We start from the raw sequence: 21,014 nt of genomic DNA, 5'->3' as shown, positions 1-21,014 counted from the left end.
CCCGAAAAAAGGTCTTTTTATCCGCTTATTTTTTTGCTTTCTTCACTGTCACAGAAGTCACAGGGCTCACTTGACCACGCGTATTCTTAACGTAGACAGAAAGCTTCGCTTTTGCTTTTTGCTTCGGAATTTTGACAGAATAGTTTCCTTTTGCAGAAACCGTTCCTTTTCCGATGACTTTTTTCTTCGCATCTTTTACATAAACACTTAATTTCTTTTCAGCTGTCCCGGTTACTTTCGTTTGTCCGGCATAGACGGATTTCACTTTCGGTGCTGCTGGGGCTGGTAGGACTTTTACGATCGTCGGTTTACTTGTGCGTTTAGCAATATCCGTCACTGTGACGATCAAGCTTGAACCACCGACTTGTTTTGGTAATTTCGCACTGAAGTGACCTTTTGCGTCGACTTTCGCTGTGGCGATTTTCTTTTGTTTTGCATCTTTGACAGTAACCGTACCGCCCGCAAGAGCTGTACCTGTCATTTTTGTTGCACCGGCAAGTACTGGTTTAACTTTTGGAGCTGCTGGCGCTTTTCCAGGAAGGACTTCTGTACGTTCTGACGTGATATCCAGTCCATTTGTGTAACGAATTGTTAGGACCGTACCTTTGTTTTGACGTGGAATCGTCACACTATATTTTCCGGATTTAGCTGTAGTAGAACCCAACTTCTTAGTGGACCATACTTCCACTTTTGTTCCGGTTTTAACCGTTCCTGTGACAGTCAGTTTATTATCATATACGTTGTTGACAGTTCCGTTCAGATTCAATTGCGAAATTGCCCGAGGAATACTGACTTTACCGTATCCTGAAACCGGACTGACATAGGCAGGAAACTTGAATTCAAGCTCTTCTCCCTCTTCTTCCTCAAACCAATCATTCGGATTTTCGAAAGCTAGTGGTTCTGCACTTTTTTGTAGAATTTGTTCGATTTGTTTAGGTGTTAGTTTAGGATTAAGTGACTTCAAGATTCCCGCAACAGCTGCGACGTGTGGTGAAGCCATACTTGTTCCATCCATATACACCGTATTTCCGTCTGGAATCAAACTCGCTACTTTTGAACCCGGTGCAACGACATCAAGGCCGACTCCATAATTCGAGTAATCTGAAACCATACCGAGCGTATTCGTCGCTCCAACAGAAATCGCATATTCTGAGTTTGCTGGGAACCCGACCATCATATCGTAGTCGTTTCCTGAAGCCGCAACGACCGTAACACCATGATCTGCTGCATATTTCATCATATAAGCCATCGTGCGGCTTTCACCGCCACCAAGACTCATATTGATGACTTTCGCTCCATGATCAACAGCATATTTAATTCCAAGTGCGATGGCATCCGTTTCTCCTTCGCCATTTGCATTCAATACTTTAACTGGTAAGATTTGTGCCGACTGATGAATCCCTTGGATCCCGTAATCATTGTTGATTGTCGCTGCGATGACACCTGCCACGTGTGTTCCGTGACCATTATCATCAATCGCGTCGCCATCTCCGTTTACGGAAACATAGTTCTTCTCATTCGCAATATCAACTTTCCCTTGTAAATCCTTTAAGCGATAATCAACACCTGTATCGATGACCGCAATTTTGACAGGTGCTAATTTTTTCCCACTAAATCGTTTTTGGAACTCCTCAAAACCAATTCCAACATTCGGGAACTGTTCGAAGACTGTTTTCTTATTGATGGCCCATTGGTAATCAAAATTGATATCACTTGTTGCTTTGTAAGTTTGAATCTTTTCCACATATTCGACTGCTGATGAGCGACCAATCGATTGCTTTAATGCTGACGCTGATTGTCCCTTCACCGTTGGATCTTCTGTCACTACAATGAAATCACCAGCTTTACCAAGCGGTAAACGCTCAACATCTGCTGATTGAATTCCAGCAATTTTCATCGAACTGACTGTTTTCCCTGGCTTTAACTTAACGATGAATCGCGTAGTTTCTTTTGACTGAATGTTCATCCCTAATGTTCCGAACGTATCGTCTAACGTACTGCCGCTCATCTCAGATATCTTCATTTTTTTGGCATATCCATCGATTTCTTCTGCAATCACAGCAGGCGATGCATCGCGTGATAATGTATAAAGACGGTCAACGGCTTGTTGATCTGTCTTTGTCAGCGTGTACGATGTTCCACGTACGAGTGCCTCCATTGCAGGTTTCAATGTTTTTAAATCTTCGTACGCTTGTTGACGCTTATCTTTATTGAAAAGAAGCGTTTTGACAACGTAAGGCGATGTTTTGTAATAAAGCGACGTCAAGGCACGACCTGCGTCCGATTGACTCAATACCTGTTTTTGGATCGAGTGCATAAGAGCAAGCATTGGTTTTTCTTCTTTTGTTTGTTTTAATGCTTCTTCTGCCATACAGCTAATATCACTGATTGGCTCATATTCGACAGCTAATTTGACGTTATTGTATGTCAGCTTAACGTTTGCTGCTTTTGTCGTTTTCCCCTCTTCGATGTTCGGGTAATATTCGACTTTGACATAATACGGTCCATCCCATGCATATGGAACGGCTAATTTTGTCGTTGCTTTTTCATTCGGTTCTGCTTCTGTCCGGTAACGATCAAATGTATCATCTTCAGCTGCCATCGCTTCGCTCGGGTAAGCTGTCACTTGAACAGGTTGATCCGTATCGATTGATAACTCAAAGTGTGACGCTGTTTTTTCTACACCTGCTTCATGATTGACACGGTACCAATATGTATTTTTTTCTTCCATTCCGGTCTTAAGTGTCGTTTCTTGTCCTGCTTGTAAAAGTGTTGCGCTTGCAAGAGCGGTCTCCGCTTTTGCAGTAGTTGGTCCTACGCCGAGCGTTAAAACTAAACAGCTCAGCATGACCCAAATCATCAGTTTCTTCACACATGCTCCTCCTTCAAAATGGATATACTTTAATTTGATTATAAACAGTATATGGATAAAATGGATAATTAATTTATAGTGAAATCTTACAATTTTGAAAGAAAGACGCATCATGTTCTAAAGAACACGATGCGTCTGACTCCATTCATTTAAAATCTGCTACATATTCGCCGTATCCTTCTTGTTTCAAGTCCTCTTTCGGAATAAAACGTAAGGCGGCTGAGTTCATACAATACCGAAGCCCTGTTGGCTCTGGACCATCCGAGAAGACGTGTCCAAGATGGGCATTTCCATGTCGACTTCGGACTTCCATCCGTTTCATGCCGATTGAAAAATCACTTTTCTCAATGATATTACCTGGCTCAAGTGGTTTCGTAAAACTCGGCCATCCTGTCTTCGAATCATATTTATCATTTGATGAAAACAGTGGTTCTCCAGAAATCAGATCGACATAGATCCCGTCTGCTTTCAAATCGTGATACGGATTATCAAACGCTGGCTCCGTTCCATCCTCTTGTGTCACTTTATACTGGATGGCGGTTAATTTCTTTTTGATTTCTGCGTCTGATAATTTTGGATAGGTTGGAAGATCGAGTTTGGGTTGATCATTCCAGTAGCGATCGATGAAGTCGTCGCGTCCAGAAGCTGCCCGGTAAAACTTATATTTCTTCTCACTCTTCAAATAGTAATCCTGATGGTATGCTTCCGCTTCATAAAAAGGACCTGCCGCAATCAACGGTGTGACGATTTTATCATCGAAGATCTGTTGTTTCTCTAAATCCTGTTTCGATTGTGCTGCGATTTCTTTTTGTTTCTCATTCGTATAGAAAATCGCCGTTGTATAAGACTCACCACGATCGACGAATTGACCATCTGCATCCGTCGGATCAATCTGGCGCCAGTAGACATCTAATAATTGCTTGTACGAGATGACGTTCGGATCAAACGTGATCAATACCGCTTCCCGATGACCTGTCGTCTCCGCTGACACTTGATTATACGTCGGATTTTCAACATCACCGCCCGTATAACCAGAAATGACGGACTTGACTCCTTTTAATTCTTCGAACGGGGGCTCCATACACCAGAAGCATCCTCCAGCTAAAATCGCTGTCTCTTCCGGTTGATAACTCAATTCCTTACTGCCACTTGATTTTGCTTGCTGTTGCTGGAACACGAAGTATCCCCCGACCATGATGACGATGAGACCGATGACTGATAAAATCGTCCACATTCGTTTCTTCATCTCCCTTCGCCTCCTTTATTTAGCTTACGTCGCATGACGTCGATTGGATGTTCTTTTATTTAACTGTACCGCGCTAATACCGTCTTGTCGTAGCATGTGCTCAAAAGAAGCACATTCAATACTATGTAGAGTTCTTGTGTGTTTCTCCACAAAAAAAAAGAGCCTCATATCGACTCTTTTCGAAAATTAACCTTTTTGAATCCAGAATTTTAGGACGCTTGCTTCTTCTTCATGTTTGACGAGTGCATGACCACCTGATGTCGCCCACGCCTGAAGATCGTTTTTTGCCCCTTTATCCGTTGCATGGACTTCAAGGATTTGACCTGATTCGAGTCCAGCGATGGCTTTTTTTGTTTTTACGATTGGCATCGGACAAGCAAGTCCTTTTGCGTCGAGTACGAGTTCTGATTTCATGTTGTATTCCTCCTGAATGATTTGATGTTCGTTATGCATCGGCTTAGCGTACCGCACAGCGGTTCGGTCCGACTTCCATTTCCCGTTGTGTTTCAAGATCGGGTGTCTGTTTCCCCATGTTTGTTTCACGGATATCTTGATACGCGTTCGGTTGTGGCGGCAGGTTCTCTGTGACCATTTTCCGGAATGTTGCTTCATCGTCGATGTTGAGACCATGATTGTTCGCAAGCAAGATGCTTAATTTTTCCGCTACACTACCATCCGTGTTCAATTCTTCAATGATCATGAAATGTGCCGGTAAGACGATGAGTTCTGGTGAAAGATCACGATACGTGTTGTAGAGCGAATCGCGTAAGTCACCGACCCAGTCTTCCGCGAGACCGGCTAAATCCGGACGACCAATCGAGTCGATGAACAAGATATCACCTGTCAATAAATAACGCTGATCGACGATGAATGAAGTCGATCCAATCGTATGTCCCGGGGAATAAAGAGCGCGTACTTCAATCGCTGTATCCCCCACTTGAACCGTACTACCGTCTTCAAGTGGTGCATAATCGAATGTGACATCCGACGCATCTTTTGGCGGCAACCAGTATGTCGCGCCTGTTTTTTCGGCGATGTCGCGTCCTCCAGAAATATGATCCGCATGAAGATGTGTATCAAATACATGCTTAATCGTGACGTTGCGTGATGCGGCATAATCCAAATACACATCCGTCATTCGTGTCGCGTCGATGAGTACGGCCTCTCCTTCTGAGATGACCATATACGAGAGACACCCTTTACCGATTCGGACGAACTGAACGACTTCGCCTTGATCAGTTCCTGTTTCGTTCAGCGTTCCGATTGAAATCGGTTCTAGATGTTCACTCCATGCTTTCATGCCGCCTGACAGATACGATACGTCTCGTCCTGCTTCTTCTAGCATATCGGCGACGAAAATCGATGACCCTTCTTTTGCGCAAACGACGAGAACATCCTGATCCTTCGGAAGCTGATCGAGAATCTCCTCGACACCATCCAACAATTCAAAATACGGAATGTTGAGGTACTTGAAGTTCTCTCCTTCGATTTTCCAATCTTGAAACGCATCCTCATTCCGGACATCTAAGATGAACAGAGACTCACGTCCAATGATTTTTTTTGTAACTTGTGCGGCTGTCATTGCTTGTGCCATATCTACTCGTTCCTCCTCTACTTTACGCTGTTGTATTATTTCGCTGAAACGAGTGTCGTCGTCTCAGACGCCCATTCCTGCATACCCGGTACGACATTGTGGATCGTATACCCCTTGTCACTGAGCTGTCGGCATGCCATGTCACTTCGGCTACCTGTCCGGCAGATGACATAAATCGTCTGATTTGAATCCAGTTCTGCATGGCGTGTCTCCAGTTCGCCTAACGGAATATTGATGGCTCCCGGTACATGGGCGAAGGCATATTCTGCTTGTTCACGAACATCAAGCACCGTGATCGAGTCGTCTTGGCGTGCTGCTTCGACTGTTGCGTTGTCGACGGTTTGAGCGAATGCTGCTGGTTCCGTGACATCACCTGTTGATTTCCGAACGTAATGACGGAGTATTTCTCCTTCTTCGATCGTGCCTAAATAATGATTGCCGGTGCTGTTTGCCCAGGCACGGAGATCTGCAGTTGATCCTTTATCCGTCGCCTGGACTTCTATGACTTGTCCCGGTTCTAACATCTTGATCGTTTTTTTCGTCCGAACGATCGGCATCGGACAAGCGAGACCTTTAGCGTCCAATACGATATCTGATTTAATCCTAGTCATACAATTCGCTCCTTTACGGTGTGGGGTATTATTTCGTTTCGCCTTCGTACGACATCATGCCGCCATCCATGTTCGTCACGTCATATCCTTGTCCTTCGAGATATGTCGTTGCGCGACCACTGCGCGCACCAGAACGGCATACCATGACATACTCTTTTTTCTTGTCGAGTTCGTTCATCTTGAATTCGATCAATCCGAGTGGAATATGGATCGCTCCCGGAATCATTCCTTCTTTGACTTCATCGACTTCCCGGACATCAATGACGTTCAGTTGTTCACCACGTTCGATTTTTTCCTGTACTTCTGTTGCTGTCATGCGTTTCATGTTCAATTCCTCCTCTTGATTCGATTCAGCGCCAGGCATTCACTCCGCCACGGACTTCCGTGACATTTGAATAACCGGCTTTTTTTAGTACTTTAACGGCTTGTTTGCTTCGCATCCCGCTTTGACAGATGACGAGCACTTCTTTGTCTTTCGGGATTTGATTCAGTTGACTGTTTAGCGTTTGTAACGGAATGTTCTTAAATCCTTTGATGTGATTGCCTTTGAATTCTGCCGGTGTCCGAACATCGAGATAAAATCGTTTGCGGTCGTTTAGTAACGGCTTCAGTTCCGTGGTCGACACTTGCTTGACGCCTTTTGTTGGGGCGAACATCTTATAAGCGAGATAGCCGACGACGAGCAACAAGATAATCGATCGTACATCCATGCGTCATTCCTCCTTCAGATCATTAGATGAATAGATTGACGTTTCCGTTCTCCGCATCGGCGAGGTAGGCGGCAACACCTGCATACTCAATCCCATCGTGTAATTCTTCCTGTTTCAAACCGAGTAAATCCATCGTCATCGTACAGGCGACGAGTTTGACATCCTGTTCTTTCGATAATTCGATTAAGTCTGGAAGTGGCATCGCATTGTGCTTCTTCATGACGTTTTTAATCATTTTTTGACCTGCACCACCGAAGTTCATTTTCGAGAGTGGCATCTTATCAGCACCGCGTGGCATGAACTTACCGAACATCTTCTCAAGGAATGTTTTATCCGGCTGGATCGGTTCATCCTTACGCATCGCATTCAAACCCCAGAAGGTATGAAAAATCGTGACTTCGTGATCGTATGCGGCTGCACCGTTGGCAATGATATAAGCTGCCATGACTTTGTCGTACTCTCCACTAAATAAAACGATGGTTGTTTTTTTCGTATCTGACATGAACATAATTCCTCCAAGCACTTACCCTGATGGGTATATTAATTCGTAAAATTTTTTTATCTGCTTTTCATTAAGAGTTGAACAGCCTCTGCAACGGCTTGTTCATGATTTTCCGTCGCATCATCCTGACGGACACAGTCGATCAAGTTCTCACTGACGACAAGACCAATGACACGATCGATTGCACTACGTGTCGCACTCAGTTGTGTGACGACATCCTTACAGGACGCCTCTTCTTTCATCATTCGAACGATACCGTGGATTTGTCCTTCAATCCGATTCATCCGATGAATGATGCGATCTTCATAACCGTTTTCCATATGAAGTTCATCTCCTTTTTTGAATGTGACATACGTCATATCTCGTTGGTACATTTCATACAATAATACCTATAGGGGTATAAGTCAACGAAAAAGATTTCCGATTTTGTCGCCATTGTAGAACGTCCGGAAATCTTTTTGCATTTAACCTTTCCAATTCGCCTGTAAAAAAGTGATCCAATGTTCTGCTAGGCGAGTCGGCATCTTCTCTGGTAACAGATAACGAAACGTTCGTTTAGAAATCCCTTTCGCATGAAGCGTAAAGGACTCGGACGGGAAAGACGTGACGAGTCGTTCCGACAATGCTGCAATGCCACTCCCATTAAAAACAAGTTGACGCACTAAATAGTTGGCATCGACTGTAATCGTTCGTGCGGGAACGATCGACGAAGCATCTAGCCAACGATCGAGCGCATAGCGGGATGCAGATCCTTCTTCGCGAACGATCCACGTTGCATCGTTTAACGAAAGGTGGGACGCACCCATGATGTGCAGTTGATCTTTTGCAAAGACGATTTGTTTGACCCCATCAAGTGTCAGTTCTCCTTCGATCATCCCGAGATCAATATCACGATGTCTTAAGGCTGCTGCCACTTGATCGTGATTCATTAATTGGATATCTAGTGATACCTCGGGATGAGCGCTTGAAAACAGATGAATCATGTCATCGAGCAACATTTCGTGAATCGTATGCGTTGCTCCTATCCGTAAGGTTCCGCGGAAGACACCTTCCGATTCATCCAGCTGGGACTGCATCTGTTCGAGTTGGAATAGAATTTCTTTTGCATGGCGATAGACAATCCAGCCCATTTCCGATACCTCGACCCCTATTGTGAATGAATCACGTATTAACAATGAATGTCCGATCTCTTCTTCTAGTCGTTTGACGTGAACACTGACCGTCGGTTGCGACAGAAATAACTGTTCCGCTGTTTTCGTAAAGTGACGTGTTTCAACGAGTGTGACGAACGTTCTGAGTTCAGTCAATTTCAACAATACCCCTCCTTATTACATTTCATAATCATTTATATATAATTAATTCATTTTTATAATCTTGTATTCCTCTTTCATACTCAAGGTATCACGTATTAGAAAGAAGGACTGTTTCATGATGTATATCTCATTTATTTTGTTAGGAGCAACCATCGGTATACTCTCCGGCTTTTTCGGAATCGGTGGCGGCATTATCCTGACCCCACTTTTATTGATTCTCGGCTATGAAGCCAGCACCGCGATCGTCCTCAGTCTGTTGCTGACACTCGGATCGACTGTGACCGGCACGCTTTCACATCTTCGATTAAAAACATTCCGTTTTCGTGATGCCGGGATTATTGGTCTGTCCGGCATCATCGGTTCTGCGTTGATCACACCAATTGTCTTTTGGCTCGAGCGTCATGCTGGTGCTGATGTCGTATTATCGAGTCTCTACATCGTTTTACTGATTGGTTTTTCGATTCAGTTCCTTCGTCCCCGTTCCAAGGAACGTCCGTCTTTTCCGGTCTATGATGCTTCGATCGTAAAGCTCGCCGTCATCGGACTCGCTGCCGGAATCCTCTCGTCATTGATGGGGGTCAGCGGTGGATTCTTGTTGACGCCTCTCTTGCTCGGATGGGTTCGTTTTCCGCTCAAACAAGCAATCGGAACGAGTATCGCCTCTGCGACATTGATTGTTCTTGGAGGAGTGACGAGTTATATTGCTTCCGGAACCAGCGCTCCGTTATCACTCGGGATTGCTTTAATCATCGGTGCGTTCATCGGCTCACCACTCGGTGCTTCACTTTTGCATCGCTTCAATGAACCGTTCGTTCAAAAGACGTTAGGAATCTTTTATGGTGTCGTCGCCTTAAGCGTCATCGTCAAAGTGTTCGGACTTCCCTATCTGTCACTCGTCTTACTCGCTTTGTTCACACTCAGCCTGTTAAGTATCTTCGGTTACCGAATTCTTAAAACGGTCTAAATGAAAAAGCAGCTGACGATGTGTCAGCTGCTTTTGTGCGTGCTCAATGATTAACGCACGCTTTCTTCTTTGATTTTTTGTGGTTTCATGATTTTTGCCTCTTTTTTCTGACGCATGCGTTCTGCGTTCATCAGTCCCCCTAACATCAGGACGACAGCAGATAAGTAGAACCATGTCATCAAGACGATGATTCCGGCAAGCTGACCGTAAAGACGATCGTAACTCCCGAACTCAGCATAGTAAGAGAAGAATTCCGAAACGACTTGCCAAGCGATCGTCGCAAAAATGGCTCCAGGGAGTACTTGACGAACCGTTAGTCGGACACTCGGTAAAATCCGATACAATAAGATGAAAAAGACAAGTAAGAACAACGTCCCGAGTCCCCAGCGGAATAAGAACCAGATCCACGAATAGTTCGTCACGAAATCAGCGACGATTGCAAAGTGGTTGATGAAACGCCGTGTTAACTTTTCTGAAATCGGAACAATCAACGAAATCGGTAAGATGATCATCATCCCGATCGTAAAAGCGAAGTCTTGCAACAGTCCGCGCCAAAATGGCGCTTTTCGTGTCACTTCGAGCGCATCGTTCAGCGAGCGGACAAGTGACTGGACCGACATCGAAGCAAGCCAAAAGGCGGCAAGGAAACTGATCGAGGCAAGTTTAAAGCCGCCTTGATCAAAGATTCCAACGACGTTCCGCTGAATCAAATCGTACGTCTCTGCCGGAGCAAACGGTCGAATTAAATCCAGCACGTTATCGGACGTAAACGGTAAGAACGAGACGATCCCAACTACGAATAATAAGAACGGGAATAAGGACAACATCAGATAATAGGCGAGCTGAGCCGATTTATCAAAAAAGGCTTCACCAAAAAAACGGGCAAATACAGGTTTGATTAAAGACATACAAATTTCCTCACTTTCAACTAATTCTCTACACTATCCCCCATTTCATACCTCCTTCAAACTTTTGGAAGTCTTTTGAACTTATAACAACCTTATACATCATTCAAGTTTGGCGCTTCGGTTCTGCGCGGGGTACACTAGGAACAGAGATTGTATCGTGCTTGTTTTTCAGAAAGGATTTCGATTCGTGTACTCACTCATTCAAATCGAAGCAGAACGCTTCTTTACTTCTTATATAGAGCAATACCCCGAAATGGCCGGACGTCAGCAAGAAGTCATCCGGTCGATTGAAACGACAGGAACGTACGAACAGACGGCTTCCGAGCTCGCGTTCGGCGCGAAGCTCGCTTGGCGGAACAGTAACCGATGTGTCGGACGTCTCTTTTGGGAACAACTCCATGTCTTTGACGCGCGGGATGCATTGACCGTCGAAGCGGTCCGCGACGCGTTATTTGAGCATATCCAGTTCGCGACGAACGAGGGACGAATTCGCTCGACGATCACGATTTTCCATCCGACACGTGTCCGGCTGCATAATCACCAACTGATCCGCTACGCTGGTTACGAAACCGCAGCAGGAATCATCGGCGATCCGGCTTCGATCCAACTGACGCGACAATGTGAAGCACTTGGCTGGACCGGAGCGCGTACCCCCTTTGATATCCTGCCCCTCTTGATTGAACTCGATGGACAAGTCAGCCTGCATCCGATTCCAGATGAGCTCGTGCTCGAAGTCAGCATCACACATCCTGACTTTGACCTGTTCGGTGGTCGCGAAGTCCGCTGGTATGCTGTGCCGATGATTGCCGACATGCAGCTTGAGATCGGTGGCATCGTCTATCCGTGTGCTCCGTTCAACGGATGGTACATGGGAACAGAGATCGGTGCCCGTAACCTCGCTGATACGGATCGTTACGATCTGTTACCGCTCGTCGCGACACAACTCGGTCTGAATACCTCGCGTGAACGTTCGCTTTGGAAAGACCGAGCGCTCGTCGAACTGAACGTTGCCGTACTCGAATCGTTCGAACGTGCCGGTGTGACGATTGTCGATCACCATACGGCTGCGAAACAATTCGCTCGTTTTGAAAAAAACGAAGCCGCGTGTGGTCGTGATGTCACCGGGGAATGGTCCTGGCTCGTGCCACCGATGAGTGGGGCAACGACGCATATGTTCCATAAGGATTACGACCCAGAAATCAAACGACCGAACTTCTTTCCAAAATCAACACAGACGGCACCTGTGACCGGCTGTCCGTTTCACCAAGGAGCATTGAAATGAATTATGTCGAACAGTTACGTCAAAAAATCGGTCATGACCCAGTCATTCTAGTCGGCTCCGTCGTCCTCGTCGTACAAAATGAACACATTTTGCTCGAACAACGGAACGAAGCACAAGCTCGCTTTGGTTTACCAGGCGGATTGATGGAATGGGCCGAATCACCGGAAGAGACCGCGCGTCGAGAGCTTAAAGAAGAGACTGGCTTAGAGGTGGAACGATTAACGTTACTCAATGTCTACTCCGGTCCGCAATACGTGACGACGTTAACGAACGGAGACATCTTTCAAAGCGTCACCCTCGCCTATATCGGTGAACATCCGATCGGAATGTTAAAACAAAGTGATGAGAGTATCAAGCTCCAGTTCGTCCCGCTTGATGACTTACCTGATCACTTAGTCGGTTCTCACGCTCGAATGATTGAAGACTACAAAAACCGCCGCTAAATGAATAGCAGCGGTTTTTGTTTATAGCGACTGACGCATGATGTATTGTTTCAAATCCCGCTGAGTCCACCCTTCAGAACGTAATGCCTCCCAAACCTGCACATCTGTTGATTGATAATGGTAGGTCGTTCCCGGTAAACGACGGACGACTTCTGTGGCATGTCGTGCTTTTTGTTCTGCTGGACCTACGACTGACAAGAGAGATGATCCGGCTACTGCCACTACACTTGCTTCTAATTGGTAATAATCCGTTTGTAATTGCTGCATGACATGAGGATCTTGCTGCCAGATGTATTCCCCTTGTCCATGGTATTGTTTTAAAAACTCCACTTCTTCGATCGTCGGCAGAGCGGCTTCTTGACGTTCATCCGTTAAATGAAAATATCCGATTTCTCCAACAATCGTATAGTGAAGCGATTCATACAAGCGAATTGCCGGATCGTTCCCTTGAATGACTTCAAGCATCAGACCATCCATTCCGATTTCTTTAGCATGGCTCAGTTGTGCTTGATACAAGGCTTTCGCGATCCCAAGACGACGATATTGTGGTGAAATCCCCAGTCCCCCACACCGCATGATGCGTTGACCCTCGATCTCCTTCCAACCGTTCAGCCAGAGACCGACCGGTATTTCTCCATGATAGGCAACGAATGAATGCTCCAATTGGTTCCCGTCTCGTTCGATGATGCGCTCTTGGAATTCTGCTTCCGATAAGTGCAGTGGAATCAAATAATCTTGGAATCCATCCTGCATCGCTTTGTACGCCGTTTTTACGCCAGGTGCGCGTTGAATATGAATCATCGAAAAACCTCCTTTTCCACTGAGCTGTTTCGCTTTCGTTCGCCTCATTTCCTGCATACAAAAACACCCTTGTCGCCAAGGGTGTTAGTCGATTCATTGATGGAGTTTCGAACGCTTGCGTCCATATCCGAAGTACAACAGTAATCCAATGGCTGTCCAGACAAAGAAGGCAATCCACGTGAATGGTTGTAAGTTGAACATAAGCATGATACAAGCAAGGACTGACAAAATCGGTAAGACTGGGACGAACGGAACCTTAAAGGCGCGCTTCAAATCGGGACGCGTCCGGCGTAGGACGATGACCGCGATCGAGATGAGCGAGAAGGCTGCCAGTGTTCCGATGTTGATCAATTCAGCAAGTGTACCAAGCGGCACGAATCCAGCGATTAAACCAGCAGTCGTTCCGAGAATCCAAGTCGCTTTAACTGGTGTGTGTGACTTTTCATTGACGTCTGAGAAGACTTTCGGTAATAATCCGTCACGGCTCATCGCGAACAAGAGACGGACGAGACCAAATGTCATGACGAGGATGACCGTCGTCATACCAACGATGGCTCCTAAGTCAACGAATCCAGCGACCCAGTCTTGCCCAGCCACTTTTAAGGCAAGGGATACTGGGCTATCAACACCTTCAAACTGTTTGAATGGAACGATTCCGACCATGATAGCAGAGACGACGACGTACAAAACGGTAACGATCGCAAGCGATCCTAGAATCCCAATCGGTAAGTTACGTCCCGGGTTTTTGACTTCTTCTGCTGCCGATGTGACGGCATCAAATCCAAGATAAGCGAAGAAGGCAATCGCTGATGCTTGCAAGACACCGCTCATACCGAACGGCGCAAACGGCTTGTAGTTGCCTGGTTCGATATACCAGATCCCGACGACGATGAACAAGACGACGACGGCAACTTTGACGAGTACCATGATGTTGTTGACGCGTTTTGTTTCTTTAATCCCAAGCGAAAGCAAGAGCGTGATGACCATCAGAATCAAGAACGCTGGTAAGTTAAAGAACGTTTCGCTTCCTGGTACAGCACCTGGAGCAGCTGTTAAAGCTGTCGGTAAATGGAGACCAAAGCCTGCTAACAGTGACTGGAAGTACCCTGACCAGCCGGTCGCAACGGCACTCGAAGCGAGTCCGTATTCTAAAATGAGACACCAGCCGATGATCCAAGCTACGACTTCCCCAATCGTTGCGTATGTATACGTATATACACTACCTGAGACGGGAATCATCGACGAGAATTCAGCATAACAAAGGGCTGCGAGCGCACAGACGATAGCGGAAATAATAAATGAGATCGGTAAAGCAGGTCCTGCATAAAGAGCGCCCGTTCCTGTCAGAACGAAAATCCCGGTACCGATGATGGCACCGATTCCAAGTAAAATAAGGTCAAACCCTGATAAGTGACGTGCCAGTTTGGAATGTTGTTTCATGTCCATCATCACACTGACATCTTTCTTGCGAAGCAAACTCATGTTTCATCCTCCGAACTTTTCTCTTTTTTCTGAATATTCAAATCATTGAGGTAATTGACTTTCTTATCATAACAAACGATGTCAGGTTCGATAAGTCTTTTTTTCTGTATTTTTTCACAAAGTGGTCAAACCACTTTTGTGAAAATGCGACAACGCTTTGATGCGTCAACGCAAAAACACCCTTTCCTCAAAATGAGAGGAAAGGATGTACTCGTATTACGGACGATCGTTTGGATGATCGAGGTTAGGACCTTTATGATCATCTGGATCGATCGGGTAATCATCTTGCTGTGCTAAATCGTTTTCTGGCAATGCACCTTTTGGTGTACCATGTGTCGTCTCATCTGTTGAAGAAGAGCGCGCTGAACGTGGTGCACGATCTGGTGTGACATCATCTGCTGCTTGTGAAGCTGCATCTTTTGCTGCATCTTTCAAGCTCGGTGATGAAGAAGTCGATGCTGACTTACTTGGAAGGTTCGATGTGTCAACTTCCGTGTTCTCTGCTTTCTTTTGCAGACGATCGAGGTAACGCGATGCATTATCACGTCCACCGAGACCAAAGGCAAGACCGAACGCAAGCGCAAGTGCTCCCAAGATCAAGATGAAGGCTGAGTTGACGATCGTATCAGCAACACCCAATTGATCAAGTGCCATGAAGACAGCAAGTGCAAGGATCGCATACTTCGCAACGCTTGAGAGGACTTTTAGTTCAGAGTTACCGAACAGGCTGTCCATCGTACGTTTGACGAGGTTGCTGACGATGATCCCGATTGCGAGAATGATGATCGCTGTCAGGACGCTCGGTAAGAACGCAAGGACGGCGCGACCGAGGTCGACCATGAAGTCAAGACCAATCAAGTTGAAGGCTTCGACGACGAAGAGAACGACGATGACGATCTCAACGAGTGCACCAACGATCGAAGCTGGTGATGTAGAAGCTTGGTTTGCATCCCACGTACCGATTTTCAAGTGACGTGTCAGGTTGTTGAAACCAAGACGTGATAAGAGATCCGTCACGAATTTCTTAACGAAACGTCCGACGTAAAGACCGACAAGAATCAGTACGACACCAACGATGATGTTCGGAATCATACCGAGGACATCGTTCAACATGTTGATCGCTGGTCCTGTGATTCCTTTAATGTTCAATTGATCAAGTGCTGAAATCGTGATTGGAATCAAAATCAAGATGAAGACGACTGTTCCGAGAATCGACGAAAGTGATTTCGCATCTTTTTGATCCGTTGACCCGAGATTGAAGCGAGCTGCGAATTTATCTGTTCCAACAGCATGAAGGAAATTCGTCACGATATCGCGGACGATTTTCGCTACGAGGAAGCCGACGAAGAAGATGGCTGCCGCAGCAATCAAGCGTGGAATGAATCCAAGGAATGACGATAACAATTGGCTGAACGGTTGTGAGACACTCTCAATGTTCAAGGCACCGAGTACACCCGGTAGGAACAGAAGCAAGACGAGGTAGAAGACGATCTCCCCTGCTACTTTTGGATAAGCTGAAAGATCCGTCTGACCTTGAAGCATCTTGTTCGAACGTACTTTGTCGTTCGCCATCAGCTTCGTTCCTGCTTTGACGATGATCATGCGGAGAACGACCGCGATGACGTATGCCAAGAGAAGGATGAGAGCTGCTTTCAAGATATTCGGGATTGCCGCGAGTAATGTACTCATCGTATCCGCAAGTGGTCCAGCAATGATGTTCAGATCAAGGATGTTGAAGACCAAGATAAGAACGAAGACCATGAGAACCCAGAAGACGACGGTCCCGATGATTTTTTCAGGTGTCCACTTTTTCTTCTTTGGTGGCGTACCCTCTTTTTGAGGTGACAACTTGTTGACGACCCCAGACTTCTCTAAAGCTTTTTGAACTCCGTTCGCGATCAGCTTGGCAATGAGCCATCCAATCAAGAAAATGATGATCGCTCCAAGCAAGTTGCCGAGTGATCCGAGAATGCCGTTCAAGTTCAACGACGTTCCGTTCCAAATGTTATTCATCCTGCCACACTCCTTCACCTAAATAAAATTATATATTTCTGACACTTCTTTAATTTCCCCAGCTAAAGGATTTATTAAACCCTTGTCCGTACCAGAATGTGGCGTTTCTTGTTTCTCCTACAAAAAACTGGATGTTTACTATATGTGAGGATACACTGCTACAACAATCATTTCGTAAAAAAGCAGTATCGTCTAAATGACGACACTGCCTTATATCAAACGACTTCTTTTTCAGAGAATTGACTGTTGTACAGATCCGCATAAAAACCATCTGCCTCGAGCAATTCTTCGTGTGTTCCCTGTTCGATGACACTTCCTTGATTCATGACAAGAATCAAATCGGCATCCTTGATCGTTGAGAGACGATGGGCAATGACAAAGCTCGTCCGCCCTTCCATCAAGCGACGCATCGCTTGCTGGATGAAGACTTCCGTCCGTGTATCCACACTAGAGGTCGCTTCATCGAGAATCATGATCGGAGGATCGGCAAGAACGGCCCGAGCGATCGTCAACAACTGTTTCTGACCTTGCGAGATGTTCGAGGCTTCCTCATTCAAGACCGTATCGTACCCGTCCGGCAACGTCCGGATGAAGTGATCAGCGTGCGCCGTTTTGGCTGCGGCGATGATTTCCTCCTCGGTCGCTCCACTCTTACCGTAAGCAAGATTATCCCGGATCGTACCGTTGAAGAGCCACGTATCTTGTAAGACCATCCCGAACGTCGTCCGTAAGTCTTCGCGTGACATCTCGCGGGTATCGATGCCGTCAATCCGAATCGTCCCCCCGTTCAACTCATAAAAGCGCATCAATAGATTGATCATTGTCGTCTTACCGGCACCCGTCGGTCCAACGATTGCGACCGTTTGTCCCGGTGAGACATCGATGTTCATGTCCTCGATCAAGAGATCGGTTCCGTAACCAAAATCAACGTGTTCAAACGCGACCGCCCCTTCAGCCTGCGTAAGACGGTGTGTCGTCACTTCCTTGATTTCTTCTTCTTCGTCCAGTAATTCGAAGACACGTTCCGCTGCTGCGACCGTCGATTGGACAATGTTCGCGATGTTCGCCGTCTGTGTGATCGGTTGCGTGAACTGGCGTGTATAGGTGATAAACGCTTGAATATCCCCGATCGAGATCGCCCGTTGCGTGACGAGAATCCCGCCGACGATACTGATCAAGACGTAACTGATATTCCCGATGAACATCATCATTGGCATGATGATCCCGGAGATGAACTGTGCTTTACGTCCTGCTTCATACAACTCTTCGTTGACGGCATCAAACTGCTCGACCGCTTTGCGTTCATGTCCGAACGCCTTGACGACCGAGTGTCCGGTATACATCTCTTCGACGTGTCCGTTCAATTGTCCAAGCGTCCGTTGTTGATCGGCAAAGTATTTTTGGGACCGTTTCAAAATCGGACGGATCGCAAAAATCGAGACCGGTAATGAGACAAGTGAAATCAATGTCAGAATCGGACTAATCGTCAACATCATGATCAGAATTCCGACGATTGTCACAATTGAGGTGATGAACGATGTCACACTTTGTTGTAACGTACTCCCGATCGTATCAATATCATTCGTCACGCGGCTGAGTGTCTCCCCGTTCGGACGACCATCGTAATATTTCAATGGCAGGCGTTCGAGTTTATGATTGACGTCTTCGCGTAAATCGTAGACTGTTTTTTGAGCGATACCTGACATCAAATACTGTTGCAGGTAATTGAACAGACTACTGATGATATACAGTCCAGCCAGCCAGAGCAGGATTTGTCCGATTTTCGTGAAATCGATCGCTGCTCCCGGTACACCTTGGAACTTCGCATATGCCCCTTCAAACAATTCCGTGATTGCCGTTCCCATGATTTTCGGACCGGCAATCATGAAGACCGTACTGAGGATGGCTGCAAGGAAAACACCAACGAGTGCCGTCCGACGCGGACGCAGATACCGAAGCAGACGACGGAACGTTGCTTTGAAATCCTTTGGTTTTTCTCCGAGCATCATCATATTTCCGCCACCGGGACCACCAGGCGGAGGACCGCCGGCAGGTCGTTTTTTCTCACTCATGCGATTTCCTCCTCTGATAGTTGTGATTTAACGATTTCTTGATAGACGGCATTGTCAGCAAACAATTCATCGTGCGTTCCGATTCCAGCGACTTTCCCTTCATCCAGGACGATGATTTGATCGGCATCGATGACGGTGCTGACACGTTGAGCGACGATCAAGACGGTTGCATCGCGTGTTTCTTCCCGTAACGCTTTTCGAAGTGCCGCATCAGTTTTAAAGTCGAGCGCTGAAAAACTGTCATCAAAGACATATAAATCTGGTCGACGAACGAGTGCTCGCGCAATCGACAACCGTTGTTTTTGCCCACCGGAGACGTTCGACCCACCTTGTTCGATCCGTGCTTCGTAACCGTCCGGCATCCGTTCGATGAAATCGGTCGCTTGTGCGATTTGCGCTGCATGCGCGACTTCTTCGTCTGTCGCGTCCTCTTTCCCGAAGCGAATGTTTTCCGCGATCGTCCCCGTGAACAGTAACGCCTTTTGGGGAACGAAGCCGATTTTCGACCGCAGTTCCTCTTGCGGTACATCCTGGCTATCGACACCGTTGACCCGGATGCTCCCTTCCGTCACGTCATAAAAACGAGGAATCAAATTGACGAGCGTTGATTTACCGGAACCCGTTCCGCCGATCACAGCCGTCACTTCACCTGGTCGTGCCGCAAAGCTGATGTCGGATAAGACAGGTGTCTCAGCTCCTGGGTAACGGAACGTGACACGATCAAAGACGAGCGTTCCTTTTTCACGGTCAGCGGTTTGTGTACCTTCATCTGTCATCGTCGGAGTCATCTCGAGGACTTCATTGATCCGTTTCGCCGAGACGGCTGCCCGCGGAATCATGACGAACATGACCGACGCCATGACGAGCGCGAACATGATTTGCATGACGTACTGGATGAACGCCATCAAGTCCCCGATTTGCATGCCGCCATTATCGATCCGGATGCCCCCGAACCAAATGACACCGACGACCGTCAAGTTCATGACGAGCATCATGACCGGCATCAAGAACGCCATGATTTTATTGACCTTAATCGAGACTTCTGTTAAATCCGCGTTCGCTTTCGTTAACCGAACCTGCTCATCACGTTCCCGGTTAAAAGCACGGATGACACGGATCCCGGTCAAGTTCTCCCGCAAGACGAGGTTCAGACGGTCGAGTCGTTTTTGGACTTTCCCAAACAACGGAACCCCTTTCCACAGGATCAACAGGATTGAAATCACAAGGACCGGCATCGCCGCGACGATGACAAGTGATAGTTTGGCATCTTTTGAGACAGCCATGATCAATCCACCGATGAACATGATCGGCGCACTGACGACCATCCGTAACATCATGATGACGACTTGTTGGACTTGCGTGATGTCGTTCGTCGTCCGTGTAATCAATGACGCCGTTCCGACTTGGTCGAACTCTTGCAGGGAGAACCGTTCAACATGGTTGAAGACTTGGCGACGGATATCCCGTCCGAGTCCCATCGACGCCTTCGATGAATAATAACTGGCGGCAACGGCAGCTAACGCCCCGACACCGGTTATCCCGAGCATGACGGCACCAATTTTCCAGATATACGCGGTATCGCCGGTAACGACGCCTTTATCGATGATGTCCGCCATCAGTGTCGGTAAATACAAATCGGACATCGACTGCGCAAAAACCAAGACGAGCACAGCAAGGACCGCCCATTTATAGACCGTCAACCGTTTGAGTAACTTAATCATCCGAACATCCTCCTTTCAGATCTGGACGTAAAATCTGACCGATTCCCTCAGCAATCACTGCGTGTGTTTCAAGCATTTGTTCAAATACGTCCGAGTCAATCGTCGCAAGCACTTGCTCCAGTTGACGTTGCATCCCCTTCTCTTGTTCCTTGATGTCAGTGACGAATTGCTGACCTTGATCACTAAGCTTTAAGACGACTTCCCGTCGATTGTCGGGATTCGTCTCCCGAATGACCCAGCCCGATTGGACGAGACCTTCAATCGACTGACTGAGGGTACTTTTCGGTAAGTGCGTATGTGCAGCGAGCTCTTTTTGCGAGATCGGTCCACGCGGTGCAATCGTCATCAAGCTATGAAATTGCGGTAAACTGAGTCCGTTTTCCTGTGCCGTCTGGTGTGCTGCCCGGACGAGATGACGCTGGACGTTCCAAAACGACTGCATCATCGCAGTCGAACGGGTCGTTTCCGTTTGATCCATCT

Annotated in this window: 20 protein-coding genes; 3 read left to right on the top strand and 17 right to left on the bottom strand. The window is 46.7% G+C overall.

Annotation, left to right across the window (positions count from 1 at the left end; all coding sequences use genetic code 11):
* Window positions 1–25: 25 nt before the first annotated feature.
* The 10 genes from NOM72_RS12530 to NOM72_RS12485 all read right to left on the bottom strand — a co-directional run bounded on the left by NOM72_RS12530 (window position 26) and on the right by NOM72_RS12485 (window position 8,848).
* Window positions 26–2,872 (bottom strand): S8 family peptidase, encoded by a 2,847-nt coding sequence (locus tag NOM72_RS12530; protein WP_055970109.1) that lies wholly within the window; start codon window positions 2,870–2,872, stop codon window positions 26–28.
* 145 nt (window positions 2,873–3,017) lie between these two features.
* Window positions 3,018–4,118 carry a peptide-methionine (R)-S-oxide reductase MsrB gene (msrB, locus tag NOM72_RS12525; protein WP_023466947.1) on the bottom strand — a complete coding sequence of 367 codons (1,101 nt, stop codon included), beginning with the start codon at window positions 4,116–4,118 and terminating at the stop codon, window positions 3,018–3,020.
* 186 nt (window positions 4,119–4,304) lie between these two features.
* Window positions 4,305–4,532, bottom strand: a complete 228-nt coding sequence (locus NOM72_RS12520; RefSeq protein WP_023466945.1) for a sulfurtransferase TusA family protein — start codon at window positions 4,530–4,532, stop codon at window positions 4,305–4,307.
* 43 nt (window positions 4,533–4,575) lie between these two features.
* Entirely contained in the window at window positions 4,576–5,712 is a 1,137-nt protein-coding gene (locus NOM72_RS12515) for an MBL fold metallo-hydrolase (protein ID WP_023466943.1), read from the bottom strand.
* A gap of 35 nt (window positions 5,713–5,747) precedes the next feature.
* Entirely contained in the window at window positions 5,748–6,323 is a 576-nt protein-coding gene (locus tag NOM72_RS12510; RefSeq protein WP_035399070.1) for a sulfurtransferase TusA family protein, read from the bottom strand.
* 28 nt (window positions 6,324–6,351) lie between these two features.
* On the bottom strand, window positions 6,352–6,648 hold the full coding sequence (locus tag NOM72_RS12505; protein ID WP_023466941.1) for a rhodanese-like domain-containing protein: 297 nt from the start codon (window positions 6,646–6,648) through the stop codon (window positions 6,352–6,354).
* Between the two features lie 25 nt (window positions 6,649–6,673).
* Window positions 6,674–7,033: a rhodanese-like domain-containing protein gene (locus NOM72_RS12500; protein WP_075642697.1), complete on the bottom strand. Its 360-nt coding sequence runs from the start codon at window positions 7,031–7,033 to the stop codon at window positions 6,674–6,676.
* A 22-nt stretch (window positions 7,034–7,055) separates the two neighbouring features.
* Window positions 7,056–7,535 carry a DsrE/DsrF/DrsH-like family protein gene (locus NOM72_RS12495; RefSeq protein ID WP_055970097.1) on the bottom strand — a complete coding sequence of 160 codons (480 nt, stop codon included), beginning with the start codon at window positions 7,533–7,535 and terminating at the stop codon, window positions 7,056–7,058.
* Window positions 7,536–7,591: 56 nt separating this feature from the next.
* Window positions 7,592–7,855, bottom strand: coding sequence for a metal-sensitive transcriptional regulator (locus tag NOM72_RS12490; protein WP_023466936.1), 264 nt, complete (start codon window positions 7,853–7,855; stop codon window positions 7,592–7,594).
* 144 nt (window positions 7,856–7,999) lie between these two features.
* Window positions 8,000–8,848: a LysR family transcriptional regulator gene (locus NOM72_RS12485; protein WP_255999267.1), complete on the bottom strand. Its 849-nt coding sequence runs from the start codon at window positions 8,846–8,848 to the stop codon at window positions 8,000–8,002.
* 115 nt (window positions 8,849–8,963) lie between these two features.
* On the opposite strand from NOM72_RS12485, the gene NOM72_RS12480 reads away from it, so the two are divergent.
* Entirely contained in the window at window positions 8,964–9,812 is an 849-nt protein-coding gene (locus NOM72_RS12480; protein ID WP_255999266.1) for a sulfite exporter TauE/SafE family protein, read from the top strand.
* A 50-nt stretch (window positions 9,813–9,862) separates the two neighbouring features.
* On the opposite strand, the gene NOM72_RS12475 is transcribed toward NOM72_RS12480, so the two are convergent.
* Window positions 9,863–10,720 (bottom strand): YihY/virulence factor BrkB family protein, encoded by an 858-nt coding sequence (locus tag NOM72_RS12475; protein WP_023466934.1) that lies wholly within the window; start codon window positions 10,718–10,720, stop codon window positions 9,863–9,865.
* A 187-nt stretch (window positions 10,721–10,907) separates the two neighbouring features.
* On the opposite strand from NOM72_RS12475, the gene NOM72_RS12470 reads away from it, so the two are divergent.
* On the top strand, window positions 10,908–12,002 hold the full coding sequence (locus NOM72_RS12470) for a nitric oxide synthase oxygenase (RefSeq protein WP_370688703.1): 1,095 nt from the start codon (window positions 10,908–10,910) through the stop codon (window positions 12,000–12,002).
* Window positions 11,999–12,445: an NUDIX hydrolase gene (locus tag NOM72_RS12465; protein ID WP_035399079.1), complete on the top strand. Its 447-nt coding sequence runs from the start codon at window positions 11,999–12,001 to the stop codon at window positions 12,443–12,445. The genes NOM72_RS12470 and NOM72_RS12465 overlap by 4 nt, the downstream gene beginning before the upstream one ends.
* Before the next feature lie 21 nt (window positions 12,446–12,466).
* Here NOM72_RS12465 and NOM72_RS12460 read toward each other — a convergent pair whose 3' ends face one another.
* The 6 genes from NOM72_RS12460 to NOM72_RS12435 form a co-directional block, all read right to left on the bottom strand.
* Window positions 12,467–13,246, bottom strand: a complete 780-nt coding sequence (locus tag NOM72_RS12460) for a GNAT family N-acetyltransferase (protein ID WP_193748177.1) — start codon at window positions 13,244–13,246, stop codon at window positions 12,467–12,469.
* A gap of 93 nt (window positions 13,247–13,339) precedes the next feature.
* Window positions 13,340–14,728: a branched-chain amino acid transporter BcaP gene (bcaP, locus tag NOM72_RS12455; RefSeq protein ID WP_023466930.1), complete on the bottom strand. Its 1,389-nt coding sequence runs from the start codon at window positions 14,726–14,728 to the stop codon at window positions 13,340–13,342.
* Between the two features lie 216 nt (window positions 14,729–14,944).
* Window positions 14,945–16,741 carry a mechanosensitive ion channel gene (locus NOM72_RS12450; RefSeq protein ID WP_255999265.1) on the bottom strand — a complete coding sequence of 599 codons (1,797 nt, stop codon included), beginning with the start codon at window positions 16,739–16,741 and terminating at the stop codon, window positions 14,945–14,947.
* Window positions 16,742–16,956: 215 nt separating this feature from the next.
* Entirely contained in the window at window positions 16,957–18,813 is a 1,857-nt protein-coding gene (locus NOM72_RS12445; protein ID WP_023466928.1) for an ABC transporter ATP-binding protein, read from the bottom strand.
* On the bottom strand, window positions 18,810–20,534 hold the full coding sequence (locus tag NOM72_RS12440) for an ABC transporter ATP-binding protein (protein WP_035399082.1): 1,725 nt from the start codon (window positions 20,532–20,534) through the stop codon (window positions 18,810–18,812). Before NOM72_RS12440 ends, NOM72_RS12445 begins: the two co-directional genes overlap by 4 nt.
* Window positions 20,527–21,012 (bottom strand): MarR family winged helix-turn-helix transcriptional regulator, encoded by a 486-nt coding sequence (locus tag NOM72_RS12435; protein WP_023466926.1) that lies wholly within the window; start codon window positions 21,010–21,012, stop codon window positions 20,527–20,529. The genes NOM72_RS12440 and NOM72_RS12435 overlap by 8 nt, the downstream gene beginning before the upstream one ends.
* Window positions 21,013–21,014: the final 2 nt, after the last annotated feature.

The sequence above is a fragment of the Exiguobacterium sp. LL15 genome, from assembly GCF_024436095.1.
In the GTDB taxonomy this organism is placed as follows: domain Bacteria; phylum Bacillota; class Bacilli; order Exiguobacteriales; family Exiguobacteriaceae; genus Exiguobacterium_A; species Exiguobacterium_A indicum.
The sequence above is the reverse complement of the archived record's forward strand: the minus strand, read 5'-3'. Positions and strand labels throughout refer to the sequence as shown.

Excerpts from the sequence above, each read along its gene's own strand:
- msrB (WP_023466947.1), bottom strand. The coding sequence starts at position 4,118 with ATGAAGAAACGAATGTGGACGATTTTATCAGTCATCGGTCTCATCGTC.
- NOM72_RS12520 (WP_023466945.1), bottom strand. The coding sequence starts at position 4,532 with ATGAAATCAGAACTCGTACTCGACGCAAAAGGACTTGCTTGTCCGATG.
- NOM72_RS12515 (WP_023466943.1), bottom strand. The coding sequence starts at position 5,712 with ATGGCACAAGCAATGACAGCCGCACAAGTTACAAAAAAAATCATTGGA.
- NOM72_RS12510 (WP_035399070.1), bottom strand. The coding sequence starts at position 6,323 with ATGACTAGGATTAAATCAGATATCGTATTGGACGCTAAAGGTCTCGCT.
- NOM72_RS12505 (WP_023466941.1), bottom strand. The coding sequence starts at position 6,648 with ATGAAACGCATGACAGCAACAGAAGTACAGGAAAAAATCGAACGTGGT.
- NOM72_RS12500 (WP_075642697.1), bottom strand. The coding sequence starts at position 7,033 with ATGGATGTACGATCGATTATCTTGTTGCTCGTCGTCGGCTATCTCGCT.
- NOM72_RS12495 (WP_055970097.1), bottom strand. The coding sequence starts at position 7,535 with ATGTCAGATACGAAAAAAACAACCATCGTTTTATTTAGTGGAGAGTAC.
- NOM72_RS12490 (WP_023466936.1), bottom strand. The coding sequence starts at position 7,855 with ATGGAAAACGGTTATGAAGATCGCATCATTCATCGGATGAATCGGATT.
- NOM72_RS12480 (WP_255999266.1), top strand. The coding sequence starts at position 8,964 with ATGATGTATATCTCATTTATTTTGTTAGGAGCAACCATCGGTATACTC.
- NOM72_RS12475 (WP_023466934.1), bottom strand. The coding sequence starts at position 10,720 with ATGTCTTTAATCAAACCTGTATTTGCCCGTTTTTTTGGTGAAGCCTTT.
- NOM72_RS12465 (WP_035399079.1), top strand. The coding sequence starts at position 11,999 with ATGAATTATGTCGAACAGTTACGTCAAAAAATCGGTCATGACCCAGTC.
- NOM72_RS12460 (WP_193748177.1), bottom strand. The coding sequence starts at position 13,246 with ATGATTCATATTCAACGCGCACCTGGCGTAAAAACGGCGTACAAAGCG.
- bcaP (WP_023466930.1), bottom strand. The coding sequence starts at position 14,728 with ATGAGTTTGCTTCGCAAGAAAGATGTCAGTGTGATGATGGACATGAAA.
- NOM72_RS12450 (WP_255999265.1), bottom strand. The coding sequence starts at position 16,741 with ATGAATAACATTTGGAACGGAACGTCGTTGAACTTGAACGGCATTCTC.
- NOM72_RS12445 (WP_023466928.1), bottom strand. The coding sequence starts at position 18,813 with ATGAGTGAGAAAAAACGACCTGCCGGCGGTCCTCCGCCTGGTGGTCCC.
- NOM72_RS12440 (WP_035399082.1), bottom strand. The coding sequence starts at position 20,534 with ATGATTAAGTTACTCAAACGGTTGACGGTCTATAAATGGGCGGTCCTT.
- NOM72_RS12435 (WP_023466926.1), bottom strand. The coding sequence starts at position 21,012 with ATGGATCAAACGGAAACGACCCGTTCGACTGCGATGATGCAGTCGTTT.